We start from the raw sequence: 16,605 nt of genomic DNA on the forward strand, positions 1-16,605 counted from the left end.
AATACTAGGGCGTTATGCTATCAAATGAGTAGCATCGGATGGGGCGTATCCCAGTGGCCCTTCACTCGGACAACGCGTTCAGCAGTTCGGTCTCGATCTGGATCTGCCGCGCGTTGCTCTGCAGTTCCGGGCCGTGCACGAGGAAGGTGTCTTCCACGCGCTCGCCCAGGGTGCTGACCTTGGCCAGCTGCACGCTCAGGTGGTGGCGCGAAAGGATGCGCGCCACCAGGTAGAGCAGGCCCGCCCGGTCGCTGGCGGAGATGTTGATGAGCCAGCGCTGGGCTTTCTCGTCGGGGCGCAGCGTGACGCGCGGGGCCACGGGAAAGCTCTTCACGCGGCGCGAGACGCGCTTGCGCGCCGGCTCGGGCAGGCCCGCGGTTTCGTCCTCGATCGCGCGGGCGAGATCGCTCTCGACCATGTGCGTGAGTTCGCGGTAGTGCCCGGCCTGCTCCGAGGCCACGACCTGGAACGTGTCGAGCGCGCAGCCATCGTGGGCCGTGTGCACCCGCGCATCGAGGATGCTGAAGCCCGCCCGGTCGAAATAGCCGCAGATGCGGGCGAAGAGGTCGGGCTGGTCGGGCGCATAAACCGCCACCTGCAGGCCTTCGCCCGCCAGCGACTGCCGCGCGCGGACCACGGTGCGGCCGGTGCCCACGTAGCGCGAAAGGTGGCGCGTGTGCCAGGCGATGTCGGCGGCTTCGTGCCGCATGAAATAGCCCACGTCCAGCGTGTCCCACAGCTTCTTGTGCGCCTCGAACGGCTGGGCCTGCAGCGCCAGCATGACCATGGCTTCGCGCTTGCGGGCCTCGATTTCGGCGGCGGCATTGGGGGCGTGGCCGCCCAGGGCGCGCAGCGTGGCGCGGTACAGGTCTTCCAGCAGCTTGCCCTTCCACGCGTTCCAGACCTTGGGGCTGGTGCCGCGGATGTCCGCGACGGTGAGCAGGTACAGCGCGGTGAGGCGGCGCTCGCTGCCCACGCGCTGGGCGAAAGCGCCGATCACGTCGGGATCGGACAGGTCCTGCTTTTGCGCGACCTGGCTCATGGCCAGGTGCTCGCGCACCAGGAACTCGACCAGCGCCGCGTCTTCCTCGTCCACGCCGTGCTGGCGGCAGAAGTGGCGCACTTCCTCTGCGCCGATCTTGGAGTGGTCGCCGCCGCGGCCCTTGCCGATGTCGTGGAACAGCGCCGCCAGGTACAGCAGCCACGGCTTGTCCCAGCCGCCGGCCAGTTGCGAGCAGAACGGGTATTCGTGCGCATGCTCGGCCATGAAGAAGCGGCGCACGTTGCGCAGCACCATCAGGATGTGCTGGTCCACGGTGTAGACGTGGAACAGGTCGTGCTGCATCTGGCCCACGATGCGGCGAAACGGCCAGAGGTAGCGGCCCAGCACGGAGGTCTGGTTCATGAGCCGCATCGCATGCGTGATGCCCGAGGGCTGCCGCAGGATCTTCATGAAGGTCGCGCGGTTGACCGGGTCGCGGCGGAAGGCGCTGTCCATCGCCCCACGGGCGTTGTAGAGCGCGCGCAGCGTGCGCACCGACAGGTCCTTCAGCCCCAGCGTGGTTTCGTAGAGCAGGAAGGTTTCCAGGATGGCGTGGGGGTTCTTCTCGTACAGGTCGTCGCTGGCCACCTCGACGAGGCCGGCCTTCTCGAAGAAGCGGTCGTTGATGCGGTGCAGTTCGTGCGTGGAGGGGCTGAGCCGCTCCTCGATGTTCAGCAGCAGGATCTGGCTGAGCTGCGACACGGCCTTGGCCGCCCAGTAATAGCGGCGCATGAGGGTTTCGCTCGCGCGCATGGCCAGGCGCTTGCCGTCAGGCGAGTGGGAGCGGTAGCCGAACGATTCGGCCACGGCGGTCTGCAGGTCGAACACCAGCCGGTCCTCGTGGCGGCCGGCCACGGCGTGCAGCCGCGCGCGGATGAGGAACAGCACGGCCTCGTTGCGCTCGATCTGGGCCACCTCGAACGGCGTGGCCATGCCGTTGGCGGCCAGTTCGCGCCAGTCGCGTCCCAGGCCGGCCGCGCGGGCGACCCACAGCACCGTCTGCAGGTCGCGCAGGCCGCCGGGTGATTCCTTGCAGTTGGGCTCCAGCGAGTAGGGCGTGTTCTCGTACTTGGTGTGGCGCTGGCGCATCTCCAGCGTCTTGGCGATGAGGAAGTCCTGCGCGTCCATCTGCGCGTCGTAGCGCTGCTGGAACGCGGCGAACAGCGGCGAGCTGCCGCAGACGCGGCGGGCTTCGAGCAGCGAGGTCTGCACGGTCACGTCGGCCGCGGATTCGGTCAGGCAGTCGGCCACCGTGCGCACGCTGGAGCCGATCTCCAGGCCCGCGTCCCAGCAGCTGCCGATGAACGATTCGATGCACGTGGACAAGGCGCAGCCGGCCCCGGGCGTGGCGCCATCCGGCAGCAGGACGAGCACGTCCACGTCGGAATGGGGAAAGAGCTGCGCCCGGCCGTAGCCACCCACGGCCACCAGCGCCAGGTCGTCCGGCATGCCGGCGCGCTGCCACAGCTGGCGCAGCAGGCGGTCCGCCAGGGTGGAGAGCTTGTGCAGCAGGGTGCGAACGCCGCGCGTGGAGGCGCCCGTGGATTGCAGCGACGCGAGCAGGGTGGCCTTGTCTTGGCGGTAGGCGTCGCGCAGGGTTTGCAGGTCGGTCATGGACGGCGGCGGGGTGGCGGGTGCGGATGGAGCGACTGGGTTGGCAGGTTAGCACCAGGCAAAGCAAGAACCGTGCGCCCGGCCGCCGCGCGGCCGGCCCGCGCGCCGTGTTCCGGTCAGGTCTTCGTGGCGGTCACGAAGGCTGGCAGCGGCGGCGATCCGGCCGACAGGGTGAGGACTTCGTAGCCGGTCTCGGTCACCAGCACGGTGTGCTCCCACTGCGCCGACAGGCTGCGGTCCTTGGTCACGATGGTCCAGCCGTCGTTGCCGAACTCCTTCACCTCGCGGCGGCCGGCGTTCAGCATGGGCTCGATGGTGAAGGTCATGCCGGGCAGCAGCTCATCCAGCGTGCCAGGGTAGCCGTAGTGCAGCACCTGGGGCTCTTCGTGGAATTTCTGGCCGATGCCGTGGCCGCAGAACTCGCGCACCACCGACAGGCCGTGGCCCTCGGCGTACTTCTGGATGGCGTGGCCGATGTCCCCCAGGCGGGCGCCGGGCTTGACGCGCTGGATGCCGATCCACATGGCGTCGAAGGTGAGGCTGCACAGGCGCTTGGCGGCGATGGAGACGTCGCCGATCAGGTACATGCGGCTGTTGTCGCCGTACCAGCCGTCCTTGGTGATGACGGTGACGTCCACGTTCATGATGTCGCCCTTCTTCAGGGGCTTGTCGTTCGGGATGCCGTGGCAGACCACGTTGTTGATCGACGTGCACAGCGACTTGGGGTAGGGCGGATAGCCCGGCGGCTGGTAGCCGATGGTGGCGGAGATGGTGCCCTGCTGCGCCATGCATTCGGCCGCGAGGCGGTCGATTTCGTTCGTGGTGATGCCAGGCTGGATGTGGGGCGCGATGTAGTCCAGCACTTCCGAAGCCAGTCGGCATGCCTCTCGCATGCCGGCGATGCCTTCGGCGTCTTTGATGGTGATGCTCATGGGGCCAATTATCCCATCCGCGCTTGGCCGATGCGGGCCACGCGGGCGAAGGCCTCGTCGGCGATGCGATCCGCCCCCGGTAAAATGCCGGGCTCAGCATTCTCCGCACCCTGCCCAGCCGGCCCCAGTCAGCGGCCGGCGGTCCAGGGTGGGGCCGCACCTTTTCCATCACCCAACAGGCCGCCGAAGTGATCTCGCCGACATCGTCCACGAAGCCCTCCTTGCACCTCAGCACGTTCGAAGGCGGCAACGCCCTCAGCGCCTTCCGCATGCGCCAGCTGCTGCCCGCGCTGCAGGCCATCCACGACCGCATCACGGGCATCGCCGCCCGCTTCGTGCACCTGGTGGCCACCGACGCGGTGCCCACCCCGGCCGAAACCGATCGCTTCGCCGCGCTGCTGGCCTATGGGGACCCCTACGGCGGCCCGGCCGATGGCCCGGCCATTGTTGTCACGCCGCGCCTGGGCACGGTCTCGCCCTGGGCGTCGAAGGCCACCGATATCGCGCACAACTGCGGCCTGGCGCTGCGCCGCGTGGAGCGCATCACCGAATACCGCCTCTCGCTCAAATCCGGCCTGCTGGGCGGCACGCCCACGCTGACCGATGCGCAGCGCGGACAGATCGCCGCGCTGCTGCACGACCGCATGACCGAGTCGGTCGTGTGGGACCGCTCGGGCGCCGAGGCCCTGTTCACCGAGCTGCCGGCCGCGCCGATGGAGTTCGTCGATGTGCTGGGCGGCGGGCGCGCGGCGGTTGAGGCGGCCAACGCCCAGTGGGGCCTGGCCCTGGCCGACGACGAGATCGACTACCTGGTCAATGCCTTCCAGGGCCTGGCGCGCAACCCCACCGACGTGGAGCTGATGATGTTCGCGCAGGCCAACAGCGAGCACTGCCGCCACAAGATCTTCAACGCGCAGTTCACCATCGACGGCGAAAAGCAGGACAAGAGCCTGTTCGCCATGATCCGCAACACCCACCAGCTGGCGCCCCAGCACACGGTGGTGGCGTATTCGGACAATGCCTCGGTCATGGAAGGCACGCGCGTCGAGCGGTTTTTGGCCAAAATGCCCGCCAGTGCAAATTCCACTAGGGCAGTGTGCTATGAAAAGAGTAGCGTCACGAACCACATCCTGATGAAGGTGGAAACGCACAACCACCCCACGGCCATCTCGCCGTTCCCCGGCGCTTCCACCGGCGCGGGCGGCGAGATCCGCGACGAGGGCGCCACGGGCCGCGGCTCCAAGCCCAAGGCGGGCATGACTGGCTTCACGGTGTCCAAGCTCTGGGGCGGCGAGTTCGGCAAGCCCGAGCACATCGCCAGCCCGTTGCAGATCATGGTGGAAGGCCCCCTGGGCGGCGCGGCGTTCAACAACGAGTTCGGCCGGCCCAACCTGCTGGGCTATTTCCGCGAGTACGAGCAGTCGGTGGGCGGCGTGGACCGGGGCTACCACAAGCCCATCATGATCGCCGGCGGCCTGGGCACCATCGATGCGGGCCTCACGCAGAAGATCGAATTCCCGGCCGGCTCGCTGCTGATCCAGCTGGGCGGCCCGGGCATGCGCATCGGCATGGGCGGCAGCGCGGCCAGTTCCATGGCCACGGGCGCGAACGCGGCGGAGCTCGATTTCGACTCCGTGCAGCGCGGCAACCCAGAGATCGAGCGCCGCGCGCAGGAGGTCATCAACCACTGCTGGGCGCAGGGTGCGGCCAACCCTATCCTGGCGATCCACGACGTGGGCGCGGGCGGGCTGTCCAATGCCTTCCCCGAGCTGACCAACGACGCCGGCCGGGGTGCGCACTTCGACCTGCGCGCGGTGCAGCTCGAGGAGTCGGGCCTGGCCCCGAAAGAGATCTGGTCCAACGAAAGCCAGGAGCGCTACGTGCTGGCGATCGCGCCGCAATCGCTGGAGCAGTTCCGCGCCTTCTGCGAGCGCGAGCGCTGCCCGTTCGCCGTGATCGGCACGGCCACCGAGCACCGCCAGCTGGTGCTGGAGGACACGGCCGCCACCGGCGATCAGAAGCTGCCGGTGGACATGCCCATGGAGGTGCTGCTGGGCAAGCCGCCCAAGATGCACCGCGACGTGAAGACCGTGCAGCGCGAATTCGCGCCCATCGATCTCACGGGCGTGGCGCTGCAAAAGGCGGTGATCGACGTGCTGGCGCACCCCACGGTGGCGAGCAAGCGCTTTCTCATCACCATCGGCGACCGCACGGTGGGCGGCTTGTCGCACCGCGACCAGATGGTGGGCCCCTGGCAAGTGCCGGTGGCCGACTGCGCCGTCACGCTGGCCGACTTCCAGGGCTTTGCCGGCGAGGCCATGAGCATGGGCGAGCGCACGCCGCTGGCCGCCATCGACGCGCCCGCCTCGGGCCGCATGGCCGTGGCCGAGGCCATCACCAACCTGCTGGCCGCGCCCATCGAGCTGCCGCGCGTGAAGCTCTCGGCCAACTGGATGGCCGCCTGCGGCGAGCCCGGCGAGGATGCAGCGCTCTACGCCACCGTGAAGGCCGTGGGCATGGAGCTGTGCCCGGCGCTGGGCATTTCGATCCCGGTGGGCAAGGATTCGCTGTCCATGCGCACCCAGTGGAAGGATGACAGCGGTGCGAAGAAGGTCACCTCCCCCGTGAGCCTGATCGTCAGCGCCTTCGCCACGCTGGCCGACGTGCGCGGCACGCTCACGCCGCAGCTGGACGCGGCGCAGGACGACACCACGCTGGTGCTGATCGACCTGGGCCATGGCAAGGCCCGCATGGGCGGCAGCATCCTGGGCCAGGTGCTGGGCCAGAGCGGCGACGTGGCGCCCGACCTGGACGATGCGCAGGACCTGGTGCGCCTGGTCGATGCCGTGAACGCGCTGCGCGCCAAGGGCCAGATCCTGGCTTACCACGACCGCAGCGACGGCGGCCTGCTGGCCGCGGTGGCCGAGATGGCCTTCGCCGGCCATGTGGGCGTGGCGCTGAACGTCGATCTGCTCGTGACCGAGGGCGACGGCATCAGCGACAGCCGCATGGAGACGGGCGACGCCAAGAACTGGGCCTCGCAGGTGAGCGCGCGCCGCGAGGAGCTGACGCTCAAGGCGCTGTTCAACGAAGAGCTGGGCGTGGTGCTGCAGGTGCGCACCGCCGAGCGCAACGAGGTCATGCAGACCCTGCGCGAGCACGGCCTGTCCCGGTCCAGCCACTTCATCGGCAAGACGCGGCCTGCCTCGTCCACCATGGACGCCGGCAAGGGCGAGCTGCAGGTGTGGCGCGATGCCAAGAACGTGTTCAGCGCCACCCTGTCCGACCTGCACCAGGTGTGGGACGCGGTGAGCTGGAAGATCACGCAGCAGCGCGACAACCCGGCCACGGCCGATGCCGAGCATGCCGCCGCAGGCGTGCCCAATGATCCGGGCCTGCATGTGGCGCTCACGTTCGATCCGTCCGAGGACGTGGCCGCGCCGTTCCTGAACCTCGCGCGGCCGAAGGTCGCCATCCTGCGCGAGCAGGGGGTCAACTCTCACATCGAGATGGCCTATGCCTTCACCGAGGCGGGCTTCGAGGCCTACGACGTGCACATGACCGATCTGCAGGCAGGTCGCGCGCAGCTGTCGGACTTTGCCGGCGTGGTCGCCTGCGGCGGCTTCAGCTACGGCGACACGCTGGGCGCGGGCATCGGCTGGGCGCGTTCGATCACGTTCAATCCGGTGCTGTCGGAGCAGTTCCAGGGCTTCTTCGGCCGCAAGGACACTTTCGGCCTGGGTGTGTGCAACGGCTGCCAGATGTTCGCCGAGCTGGCCGACATCATTCCCGGCGCCGAGGCCTGGCCCCGCTTCACCACCAACCAGAGCGAGCGCTTCGAAGCGCGGCTGTCGCTGGTGGAGGTGCTGGAATCGCCCAGCCTGTTCTTCGCCGGCATGGCGGGCAGCCGCCTGCCGATCGCCGTGGCGCACGGCGAGGGCTACGCCAACTTCAAGTACCGCGGCGACCCGGCCCAGGCCATCGCCGCCATGCGGTATGTGGACCACCAAGGCGCGGCCACCGAGCAGTACCCGTTCAACCCCAACGGCAGCGCGGGCGGCCTCACGGCGGTGACCACGGCCGATGGGCGCTTCACGGCCATGATGCCGCACGCCGAACGCGTGTTCCGCAACGTGCAGATGAGCTGGACCAGCGGCGACCGCAGCGCGCTGAGCCCGTGGATGCGCATCTGGCGCAACGCGCGCCGCTGGGTGGGCTGAGGAAGGCCGAAAAGCCGGAAGCGCGCCGGCGCGCTCCGGCGGCCTGTGTGCTCGTGCCGTCTTCGGCGTTCAGGTGCGGCGGTACACCAGCAGCCGGCCTTTGTAGGCGGGCGCATCGTCCAGCGCGGCACGGTCCAGCCGTTCTTCGCGCAGGCCGAAGCCCTGCGCGGCCATCTGCTTGCTGAAGGCGGCGCGGTTGCCCCGGTCCGGGTCCACGATCCAGACCTGGGCCGCGGGGCCCGCGTGCAGGCCGATGAAATGCGCGAGGCTGGCGCGGGCATCGCGTTCGTACAGCAGGTCGCTGCCCATGATGAGGTCGAACAGCCCGTGCACCGGGCCGCCGTGCGCCTGCGCGAGCGGGCTCTCGTCCTGCTGCGGCGGGCCCAGCGCTTCGCCGCTGCCCCATTGGCCCTGTCGGTACTTCATGGTGCCCATGCCGTTCAGGCGCAGGTTCTCGCGCAGGAACGTGCCGGCCAGTGGGTGGCAGTCGCTCGCGGTCACGTCGGCGCCTTGCCGGTGGCACACCAGGCTGGCCAGCGCCAGGCCGCAGCCCAGTTCCAGGATGCGCTCGCCCGCCTGCACGGGCCGCGCCGCCATGCGTGCGGCCAGTTGCGCGCCCGAGGGCCACAGCAGGCCGAAGAGGGGCCAGGCGGCGGAGGAGATGCCCAGGGTTTCGGCGTCGCCGAGGGGGTCGGAGAACTGCTGGCGGTCCAGCAGGGAGCGGATGACGAGGTCGTCGACGCCGGCGATGGCGATGTTTTCTTGCTTGGTCAGGTAGCCTGGCATGCGGCGGGAGCGAGAGCCCGCGTGCAGGACCCCGATATCGGTGGGAAGGCCGCCAGTATGCGCCTTGCACCGACACGGACCCATCGCAGGGCGTTGCTATAGTGGGCGCCGCCTGGGCGATGGGCGCCAGGCTTTTCGGCCGGCATGCCCGGCCCGCGCGGCGTTCCCGTGGCCTTGCCGCCTTTCGCCGCCGTGCCCGTGGACCCGCTCCCTCCCTCGATTTTTTAAGGATTCCCATGGCCGGTGCCAGCCTTTTGACGCTGCTCGACGATATCGCCACCGTTCTGGACGACGTGGCCCTGATGACCAAGGTCGCTGCCAAGAAGAGTGCCGCCATGGCCGATGACGTGTCCGTCATGACCAAGGTGGCGGCGCAGAAAACCGCCGGCGTGCTGGGCGACGATCTGGCGCTCAATGCCCAGCAGGTCACGGGCGTGCGCGCCGATCGCGAGATTCCCGTGGTCTGGGCGGTGGCCAAGGGCTCGCTCGTCAACAAGGCCATCCTGGTGCCGGCCGCGCTGCTGATCAGCGCCTTCATTCCCTGGGCGGTGACGCCGCTGCTCATGGTGGGCGGCGCGTTCCTGTGCTTCGAGGGTGCGGAGAAGCTGGCGCACCGGTTCCTGCCCCACGGCGATGCCCCCAAGGAAGAGGCGGGCCGCGAGGCGCATGCCCTGGCCAACGCCAACCCGGCGGTGGACATCGCCGCCTTCGAGAAGGACAAGGTCAAGGGCGCGGTGCGCACCGACTTCATCCTGTCCGCCGAGATCATCGCCATCACGCTGGGCACGGTCGCCAGCGCCCCGTTCGGGCAGCAGGTGGCCGTGCTGGCCGGCATCGCGCTCATCATGACAGTGGGCGTGTACGGCCTGGTGGCCGGCATCGTCAAGCTGGACGACCTGGGCCTGTGGCTCACCCGCAAGACGGGTCGCGCCGCGCAGGCGCTGGGCCGCGGCATCGTGGCCGCCGCGCCCTGGCTCATGAAGGTGCTCTCGGTCGCCGGCACGGCCGCCATGTTCCTCGTGGGCGGCGGCATTCTGGTGCATGGCGTGCCCGTCGTCCACCACGCGGTCGAGGGCCTGGCCGCATCGGCGGCCCAGTGGCCGGCGGGCGGCCTGTGGCGCGTGCTGGTGCCCAACCTGCTCAATGCGGTGGTGGGCATCGTGGCCGGTGCCGCCGTGCTGGCGGTGGTCACGCTGGTGCAGCGCATGCGGGGCAAGGGCGCGCACTGAGAGCGGGGAGGAGGGCGCTTTGCGGCCCTCGTGGCGCTGCGGCACAACCTGCCGGCGGTTTGATCCATGGCAAGGCCGTCCGGGCCGTTTGCCGGCCCAATGCATGCACGGGGGTCGTCCCCGTTCAACGCATCGAGTTTCCGTATGAAAAAAAACCTGCTGGCCCTGGCCGTGCTGTGCGCATTGACCTCCGGCGCCGCCTTCGCGCAAACGGCGGAAGGCCCCTGGCTCGTTCGTGCGCGTGTCGTGAACCTGGATTCCTCCAACAAGGACAGCACCGGCCTGGGCCTGTCGATCAACGACAAGACGCTGCCTGAAGTCGACATCTCCTATTTCTTCAACCGCAACATCGCCGCCGAGCTGGTGCTGACCGTGCCCCAGAAGCAGCGGCTGTCCTCCAGCGCCCTGAACGCGCAGATCGGCACGCTCAAGCACCTGCCGCCTTCGCTGATGCTGCAGTACCACTTCGACACCGCGGGCTTTCGTCCCTACGTGGGCGCGGGCGTGAACTACACGCGGTTTTCCAGCGTGCGCCTGCCCGCCGGCGTGAGCATCGACAAGAGCAGCTGGGGCGGCGCCCTGCAGGTCGGCGTGGACATTCCCCTCACCAAGAACCTGGTGCTGAACTTCGACGTGAAGAAGGTCTACATCCAGACCGACGTGTTCGCAGCCGGTGCCAAGCTGGGCACCTTCAAGATCGATCCCGTGCTGGCCGGCGTGGGCCTGGGCTGGCGGTTCTGACCGCGGGCCGCGGGTGCGGCCACTGACAGACTGGTGGGGAAAGCCGGCGCGTGGCGCCGGCTTTTTTCATGGGGCCGTGCCGGCACCGAACGGCCCCGAGCCGCCCGCATGCCCCCACATGCGCCGCCACAGCGCGGCGAGGGCCGTGCCGATGTCCGGGCGCTGTCCGCGCAGCGCCACCTCGGGCTGGCCGGCATCCAGCTGCGCGGGCGTGCCGAGATCGAACTGGAAGCTGTAGTCGGGCTCCTGTCCCATGCGCAGATCGGTCACGAAGACGCGGCCGTCCCGCGAACGCATGCGATAGAAGCCGTGGCTGAAGCGCGCCACCCGCTGCACGTCCGGCACGGTCCCGTAGCGCTGGATCAGCGGGGCCCCGCGCTCGTGCACCGTCCATTGCATGGGCCTGTTGCCGTCGGCCAGGGCATAGAAGCCTTCGGCATATTGGGTGGGCGTGACCGCAACCACGCGCCACAGCAGGGTGTTGAACGGGGTGGGTGTCACCAGCACCGTCTGCACCGGCAGGCCCTGCGTGCGCAGCGAGGCCATCGCCACGCCGGTGACGTGCTGCTGCACGCCCACGCTCCACGCCAGGTAGAGCGTGCTGAGCGCCAGGCCCCAACGGTTCCAGCGGGCCCCGACCGGCGGGCCGCTCGCCAGCGCGGCGACCACGCCGACGATCAGCGGCACGGTGTACAGCGGGTCGATGATGAAGATGCTGCCCACCCCGTACGGGTGGCTGGTGAACGGCTTCCACAACTGGGTGCCGTACACCGTCATGCCATCCAGCAGCGGGTGGGTGACGAGCGCGAGCCACATCGCCAGCCACCACCTTCGCCAGCCGGCCTGCTCGCCATGCAGGCGCGCCACCAGCGCGCCCAGGGGCAGCGAAAACAGGCTGAGGTACAGCAGGGCATGGCTTTCCGCCCGGTGCTCGACCATGTTGGCAATGGCATTGCCGTGGTCGATGAAGGCGTCCAGGTCGGGCAGCGTGCCCGCCACCGCACCCCACAGCGCGGCTTTCCAGGGGGCGGTGCGCCGGCCCATCACGGCGAGCGAAACGGCGGAACCAAGGGCGATCTGGGTCAGGGAATCCATGGCAGCGAAGCAGGCCGTGGTAGCCGGCCGATGGTGTCGATCGGCGGAGTGTGGCGCAGCCGCGCGGGCGCGCCATGGGGCCTGCGAAAAAACCGTGCGGTGGCGGGGATGATGGCGATGCGTGTCCTGGAAAGCGCAGTCGATGCGCTGCCGGATGGCGCTGATGGATTTGCGGACGTGTCCTACATCCGGGTGGCGGGGCGTCTGTAATGCTCTGTTACATGGCCGTCTCAGGTTGCCGGAGAGCGATTGGAGGCGGCCATGCGTTGCAGCCGCGCCGCCCCCGGTGCGCCGCGATCCGACAGACCCAGCCCCCGAGCGACATGCAGAACACACCGCACCACGACATCCTCCAGGGGTTGGCCCGCCGTCCCGCGTGCATTTCCCCCAAGTATTTCTACGACCAGCGGGGCTCCCAGCTGTTCGAGGAAATCACCCGATTGCCCGAGTACTACCCCACCCGCACCGAGCACGCGCTCATGCGGACGCACGGCGACGACATCGCCCGCGCCGTGGGGCAGGGCGGCACCGTCATCGAACTGGGCGCGGGCAACTGCGAGAAGGCGCGCACGCTGTGCCGCCTGCTGCAGCCCGAGCGGTTCGTGGGCGTGGACATCTCGGCGGACTTCCTGCGCGAGGGCGTGGCCCGCCTGTGCAGCGACCTGCCCGCACTGCAGGCCCATGCGGTGGCGGGCGATCTGACCCGCCCCCTCCAGCTGCCCCCGGACATTCCCCGTGCACGCCGCGTGGTGTTCTACCCTGGCTCGTCGATCGGCAATTTCGACCCACCCCAGGCGCTGGAGCTGCTGTCACGCATGCGCTCGCTGGTCGATGACGATGGCGCGCTGCTGATCGGCATCGATCTGCCCAAGGACGTGGATGTGCTGCAGGCGGCCTACGACGATGCCGCCGGCGTCACGGCCGCGTTCAACCGCAATGTGCTGGCCCATGTGAACCGGCTCATCGGCAGCGATTTCACGCCCGAGGCGTGGGAGCACCGGGCGTTCTTCAACGGGGAGCAGTCGCGCATCGAAATGCACCTGGAGGCCCGCGAAGGTGTGCAGGTGCGCTGGCCTGGCGGAGGCCGCGACTTTGCCGCGGGCGAGCGCATTCACACCGAGAACAGCTACAAATACAGCCTCACGGCCTTCCAGGCGCTGCTGGCGCGCGCGGGCTTTTCGCGCGCTCAGGCCTGGACGGACGAGCGGGGCTGGTTCGCCGTGGTGCATGCCCAGCCATGAACTTCGCCACCCGCATTCCCCACCCCGTCGCACCCTGCACGCTGAGCGTGCGCTACGCTGAGGTGCGCCGCGCCTCCATGGCCCTGGCACTGCCGCTGTCCGACGAGGATTGCTGCGCGCAATCCATGCCCGACGCCAGCCCCGTGAAATGGCACCTGGCGCACACCACCTGGTTCTTCGAGACCTTCATCCTGGAGCCGAACGAGCCCGGCTTCGCGCCGTTCCATCCCGCCTTCCGGGTGATCTTCAATTCCTACTACAACGGCGTGGGCGACAAGCACCCGCGGCCGCAGCGCGGCCTGCTCACCCGGCCCGCACTGCCGCAGGTGCTGGCCTACCGGGCCGACGTGGACAGCCGCATGTCGCGCCTGATGGCCGAGCGGCCGGACGATCCCGCGCTGGCGGCGCTGATTGAGCTGGGGCTGCAGCACGAGCAGCAGCACCAGGAACTGATCCTCACCGACGTCAAGCACCTGCTGTCGTGCAGCCCGCTGTGGCCGGCCTACCGCCTGCCGGGGCACGCGCAGGCGCAGACGCAGCAGCAGGCCCAGCCTTTGCCGGCCGGCGGCGTCCCGCTGGCCTGGCAGCCCTTTGCCGGTGGCGTGTGCGAGATCGGCCATCCGGGCGGGGACCGGGGCGGCTTTGCCTTCGACAACGAGGGGCCGTGCCACCGCGTGTACCTGCAGCCGTTCGAGCTGGCCAACCGGCCGGTGACCACCGCCGAATACCTGGCGTTCGTCGAAGACGGCGGCTACCAGGAATCCGCCCACTGGCTGGCCGAGGGCTGGGACTGGGTGCGTGCGCAGCAGCTGTCGCACCCCATCTACTGGCAACGCCAGGGCGTGGCCTGGTACGAGTTCACACTGGCCGGACCGCGCCCGCTCCAACCCCACGCCCCCGCGGTGCACCTGTCGTATTACGAGGCCGACGCCTATGCACGCTGGGCCGGTGCGCGCCTGCCCACCGAGGCCGAATGGGAGGTGGCGGCCACCTCCCAGGGCGTGCAGGGCGCGAACGCTGCCAGCGGCCACTTTGCCGACAGCGGCGCACTGCATCCGCGGCCGGCCTCTGATGCCGGGCGGGGCCTGGTGCAAATGTTCGGCGACGTGTGGGAGTGGACGCAGTCCAGCTACGCTGCCTACCCCGGTTTCCGCGTGGCCGAGGGCGCAGTGGGCGAGTACAACGGCAAGTTCATGGTCAACCAATACGTGCTGCGCGGCGGCTCGTGCGCCACGCCCGCCGGGCATGTGCGGGCGACGTATCGCAACTTCTTTCCCGCCACCGCGCGCTGGCAGTTCTCGGGGCTGCGGCTGGCGCGGGATCTGTGATGGGATTGATTTGCTATTGAATTGATAGCGTTATGCCCTAGTACTGATTGTGCTGGAAGCCCAAAAGACCATGGATCGCATGGGGGCGGCCGCAGTCCGCCGCCCCGACCGTGCGGCGGTCACACCGCCTGCAGCGCCTGCGCCAGGTCGGCCTGCAGGTCTTCGATGTGCTCGATCCCCACGGACAGCCGCACCATGCCTTCCGTGACCCCGGCCTTGGCCAGCTCGCCGGCATCGAGCTGGCGGTGCGTGGTCGATGCGGGGTGGGTGGCCAGCGAGCGGGCGTCGCCGATGTTCACCAGGCGCGTGAAGAGCTGCAGCGCATCCAGGAAGCGCGCACCCGCCGCACGCGGGTCCGTGCCTTCTTCCGAGCGCAGGCTGAACGACAGGATGCCCGACGCCCGCCCGCCCAGCTGGCGCTGCACCAGCGCGTGGTCCGGATGGTCCGGCAACCCGGCGTAGCGCACCCACTCCACCTTGGGATGGCCTTGCAGCGCACGCGCGATGGCCAGCGTGTTCTCGCAGATTCGATCCATGCGCAGCGCGAGCGTCTCGATGCCCTGCAGGATCAGGAACGCGTTCTGCGGGGCCAGCGCCGCGCCGGTGTTGCGCAACGGCACCACGCGCGCGCGGCCGATGAAGGCCGCCTCGCCCAGCGCCTCGGTGTAGACCACGCCGTGGTAGCTCACATCGGGCTCGTTCAGGCGGGGAAAGCGCGCCTTGTGCTTCGCCCAGGGGAACTTGCCGCTGTCCACGATGGCGCCGCCCACGCTGTTGCCGTGGCCGCCCAGGTACTTGGTGAGCGAATGCACCACGATGTCGGCGCCGTGTTCGATGGGGCGCAGCAGATAGGGGCTGGGCACCGTGTTGTCCACGATGAGCGGCACGCCATGGTCGTGCGCCACCCGGGCCAGGGCCGCGATGTCGGTCACGTTGCCCAGCGGGTTGCCGATGGATTCGATGAAGATGGCTTTGGTGCGTGCGTCGATGTGCTGCGCGAAGCTGGCCGGGTCGCGCGGATCGGCGAACCGCGTGGTGATGCCCTGCTGCGGTAGCGTGTGGGCGAAGAGGTTGTAGGTGCCGCCGTAGAGCGTGCTGGCCGAGACGATGTTGTCGCCGGCTTCGGCGATGGTCTGGATCGCGTAGGTGATGGCTGCCATGCCCGAGGCCACGGCCAGCGCGGCGATGCCGCCCTCCAGCGCCGCGACGCGCTTTTCCAGCACGTCGTTGGTCGGATTCATGATGCGCGTGTAGATGTTGCCCTGCACCTTGAGGTCGAAGAGGTCGGCGCCGTGCTGGGCGCTGTCGAAGGCATAGGCCACCGTCTGGTAGATGGGCACGGCCACCGCCTTGGTGGTGGGGTCGGGCGACTGTCCGGCATGGACGGCGAGGGTTTCGATCCGCATGGGTTGTCTCTTTCTGGGGTGACGGGAACAGGGCGCGTGAAGCGCAGGCAAGGCCTGCGCAACGCGGTGCGGGCCATTCTTGCACCGCGTGCCCGGCGTCCGAACAACGCATTGGCTATGTGCTTATTTCGGCCAACAAAAGGGTGGTGTCAGCGTTCGCATGGCGGGCACAGTTTTGAGTTCGGGCAGCCACCGTGTGCGAAACGCGTCCGGTACTCTGGAATTATTTTCACAATAAAGCATGGCAGGCAAAAACCGATTCCTGACGAAAGGTCGGCAAGGGGCCGATATGGGTAATGGTTTGGACTGTGTGGTTATGCGGTTGACATTGGAGTCAATGCCAGATCAGCATGGGTGACCCTTGACATTCGGCGGTCGTTAATCCGATCAGATAACCTGAAAAAGCCATTTCATCTTGAAACAAAAAATACGCATAGAAAATACTTATTACCTCTTTTGAAAAGGCGATAGGTCGCTATTATCCGCGCCACTAAATCAAGAGAGGGAGCGGTCCAAAGACCGTCAGCCAATGACACGCCGCGTCACGATCCAAACGCCATTGGGAGAACAGCTGCAGTTTCGCCGCCTGCAGGGCAAGGAATCCTTGAGCGAGCTGTTCGCGTTGGATGTGGATCTGCTGAGCGAGAGCAAGTCCCTCGACCCCAAGGCGTTGCTGGGCAAGCACGCCACGGTGGAGGTGGAGACCGAAGGCGGCGGCCGGCGCTACCTGGACGGCATCGTCACCCGGTTCGGCCTGCAGGGCGAAGACCACCGGTATTACGCCTACCGCCTGCGTCTGCAGCCCTGGCTGTGGCTGGCCACGCGCAAGAGCGACTTCAAGATATTCCAGAACAAGACCGTTCCCGACATCATCGAAGAGGTGCTCGGCAAATACGGCCACCCCCTGCAAAAGCGGCTCACGCGGGCGTATCGCAGCTGGGACTACTGCGTGCAGTACGGCGAGACCGACT

General features: G+C 68.5%; 12 protein-coding genes. 7 read left to right on the top strand and 5 right to left on the bottom strand.

Annotated features, from left to right (window positions below; translation table 11 throughout):
* Nucleotides 1–61 precede the first annotated feature (61 nt).
* Both AVME950_RS18470 and map read right to left on the bottom strand, forming a co-directional pair.
* Nucleotides 62–2,656 (bottom strand): [protein-PII] uridylyltransferase, encoded by a 2,595-nt coding sequence (locus AVME950_RS18470; RefSeq protein ID WP_284430930.1) that lies wholly within the window; start codon nucleotides 2,654–2,656, stop codon nucleotides 62–64.
* Between the two features lie 116 nt (nucleotides 2,657–2,772).
* Nucleotides 2,773–3,588, bottom strand: a complete 816-nt coding sequence (gene map, locus AVME950_RS18475) for a type I methionyl aminopeptidase (RefSeq protein ID WP_272569475.1) — start codon at nucleotides 3,586–3,588, stop codon at nucleotides 2,773–2,775.
* 221 nt (nucleotides 3,589–3,809) lie between these two features.
* On the opposite strand from map, the gene purL reads away from it, so the two are divergent.
* Nucleotides 3,810–7,808, top strand: coding sequence for a phosphoribosylformylglycinamidine synthase (gene purL, locus AVME950_RS18480; protein WP_284430931.1), 3,999 nt, complete (start codon nucleotides 3,810–3,812; stop codon nucleotides 7,806–7,808).
* 69 nt (nucleotides 7,809–7,877) lie between these two features.
* Here the strand turns inward: purL and AVME950_RS18485 are convergent, their stop codons facing one another.
* A complete protein-coding gene (locus tag AVME950_RS18485) occupies nucleotides 7,878–8,594 on the bottom strand; it encodes a class I SAM-dependent methyltransferase (RefSeq protein ID WP_284430932.1) in 717 nt (238 codons plus the stop codon).
* 236 nt (nucleotides 8,595–8,830) lie between these two features.
* On the opposite strand from AVME950_RS18485, the gene AVME950_RS18490 reads away from it, so the two are divergent.
* Together AVME950_RS18490 and AVME950_RS18495 are read left to right on the top strand one after the other, a co-directional pair.
* A complete protein-coding gene (locus tag AVME950_RS18490; RefSeq protein WP_284430933.1) occupies nucleotides 8,831–9,823 on the top strand; it encodes a DUF808 domain-containing protein in 993 nt (330 codons plus the stop codon).
* 144 nt (nucleotides 9,824–9,967) lie between these two features.
* Nucleotides 9,968–10,564 carry an OmpW/AlkL family protein gene (locus AVME950_RS18495; protein ID WP_284430934.1) on the top strand — a complete coding sequence of 199 codons (597 nt, stop codon included), beginning with the start codon at nucleotides 9,968–9,970 and terminating at the stop codon, nucleotides 10,562–10,564.
* 66 nt (nucleotides 10,565–10,630) lie between these two features.
* Here AVME950_RS18495 and AVME950_RS18500 read toward each other — a convergent pair whose 3' ends face one another.
* The gene (locus AVME950_RS18500) at nucleotides 10,631–11,659 is read right to left on the bottom strand and encodes a metal-dependent hydrolase (protein WP_284430935.1); all 1,029 of its coding nucleotides are present in this window, start codon (nucleotides 11,657–11,659) and stop codon (nucleotides 10,631–10,633) included.
* Nucleotides 11,660–11,689: 30 nt separating this feature from the next.
* Between AVME950_RS18500 and AVME950_RS18505 the strand changes: the two genes are divergently transcribed.
* The 3 genes from AVME950_RS18505 (at nucleotide 11,690) to egtB (ending at nucleotide 14,228) form a co-directional block, all read left to right on the top strand.
* Nucleotides 11,690–11,869 carry a hypothetical protein gene (locus AVME950_RS18505; RefSeq protein ID WP_284430936.1) on the top strand — a complete coding sequence of 60 codons (180 nt, stop codon included), beginning with the start codon at nucleotides 11,690–11,692 and terminating at the stop codon, nucleotides 11,867–11,869.
* Between the two features lie 113 nt (nucleotides 11,870–11,982).
* Nucleotides 11,983–12,900: an L-histidine N(alpha)-methyltransferase gene (gene egtD / locus AVME950_RS18510; protein WP_284430937.1), complete on the top strand. Its 918-nt coding sequence runs from the start codon at nucleotides 11,983–11,985 to the stop codon at nucleotides 12,898–12,900.
* The gene (gene egtB / locus AVME950_RS18515) at nucleotides 12,897–14,228 is read left to right on the top strand and encodes an ergothioneine biosynthesis protein EgtB (RefSeq protein WP_284430938.1); all 1,332 of its coding nucleotides are present in this window, start codon (nucleotides 12,897–12,899) and stop codon (nucleotides 14,226–14,228) included. Before egtD ends, egtB begins: the two co-directional genes overlap by 4 nt.
* A 119-nt stretch (nucleotides 14,229–14,347) precedes the next feature.
* Here the strand turns inward: egtB and AVME950_RS18520 are convergent, their stop codons facing one another.
* The gene (locus tag AVME950_RS18520; RefSeq protein WP_284430939.1) at nucleotides 14,348–15,634 is read right to left on the bottom strand and encodes an O-acetylhomoserine aminocarboxypropyltransferase/cysteine synthase family protein; all 1,287 of its coding nucleotides are present in this window, start codon (nucleotides 15,632–15,634) and stop codon (nucleotides 14,348–14,350) included.
* A gap of 529 nt (nucleotides 15,635–16,163) precedes the next feature.
* Between AVME950_RS18520 and AVME950_RS18525 the strand changes: the two genes are divergently transcribed.
* Nucleotides 16,164–16,605: type VI secretion system Vgr family protein (locus tag AVME950_RS18525; RefSeq protein WP_284430940.1), on the top strand; the 442-nt coding region annotated here is incomplete at its 3' end.

Origin of the sequence: Acidovorax sp. SUPP950 (assembly GCF_030158935.1) — a bacterium.
Classification (GTDB): Bacteria; Pseudomonadota; Gammaproteobacteria; order Burkholderiales; family Burkholderiaceae_C; genus Paracidovorax.

Bases quoted from the DNA above. Each gene is read 5' to 3' on its own strand.
- map (WP_272569475.1), bottom strand. From the start codon at position 3,588: ATGAGCATCACCATCAAAGACGCCGAAGGCATCGCCGGCATGCGAGAG.
- AVME950_RS18485 (WP_284430932.1), bottom strand. From the start codon at position 8,594: ATGCCAGGCTACCTGACCAAGCAAGAAAACATCGCCATCGCCGGCGTC.
- AVME950_RS18500 (WP_284430935.1), bottom strand. From the start codon at position 11,659: ATGGATTCCCTGACCCAGATCGCCCTTGGTTCCGCCGTTTCGCTCGCC.
- AVME950_RS18495 (WP_284430934.1), top strand. From the start codon at position 9,968: ATGAAAAAAAACCTGCTGGCCCTGGCCGTGCTGTGCGCATTGACCTCC.
- AVME950_RS18505 (WP_284430936.1), top strand. From the start codon at position 11,690: ATGGTGTCGATCGGCGGAGTGTGGCGCAGCCGCGCGGGCGCGCCATGG.
- AVME950_RS18470 (WP_284430930.1), bottom strand. From the start codon at position 2,656: ATGACCGACCTGCAAACCCTGCGCGACGCCTACCGCCAAGACAAGGCC.
- AVME950_RS18490 (WP_284430933.1), top strand. From the start codon at position 8,831: ATGGCCGGTGCCAGCCTTTTGACGCTGCTCGACGATATCGCCACCGTT.
- egtD (WP_284430937.1), top strand. From the start codon at position 11,983: ATGCAGAACACACCGCACCACGACATCCTCCAGGGGTTGGCCCGCCGT.
- AVME950_RS18520 (WP_284430939.1), bottom strand. From the start codon at position 15,634: ATGCGGATCGAAACCCTCGCCGTCCATGCCGGACAGTCGCCCGACCCC.
- egtB (WP_284430938.1), top strand. From the start codon at position 12,897: ATGAACTTCGCCACCCGCATTCCCCACCCCGTCGCACCCTGCACGCTG.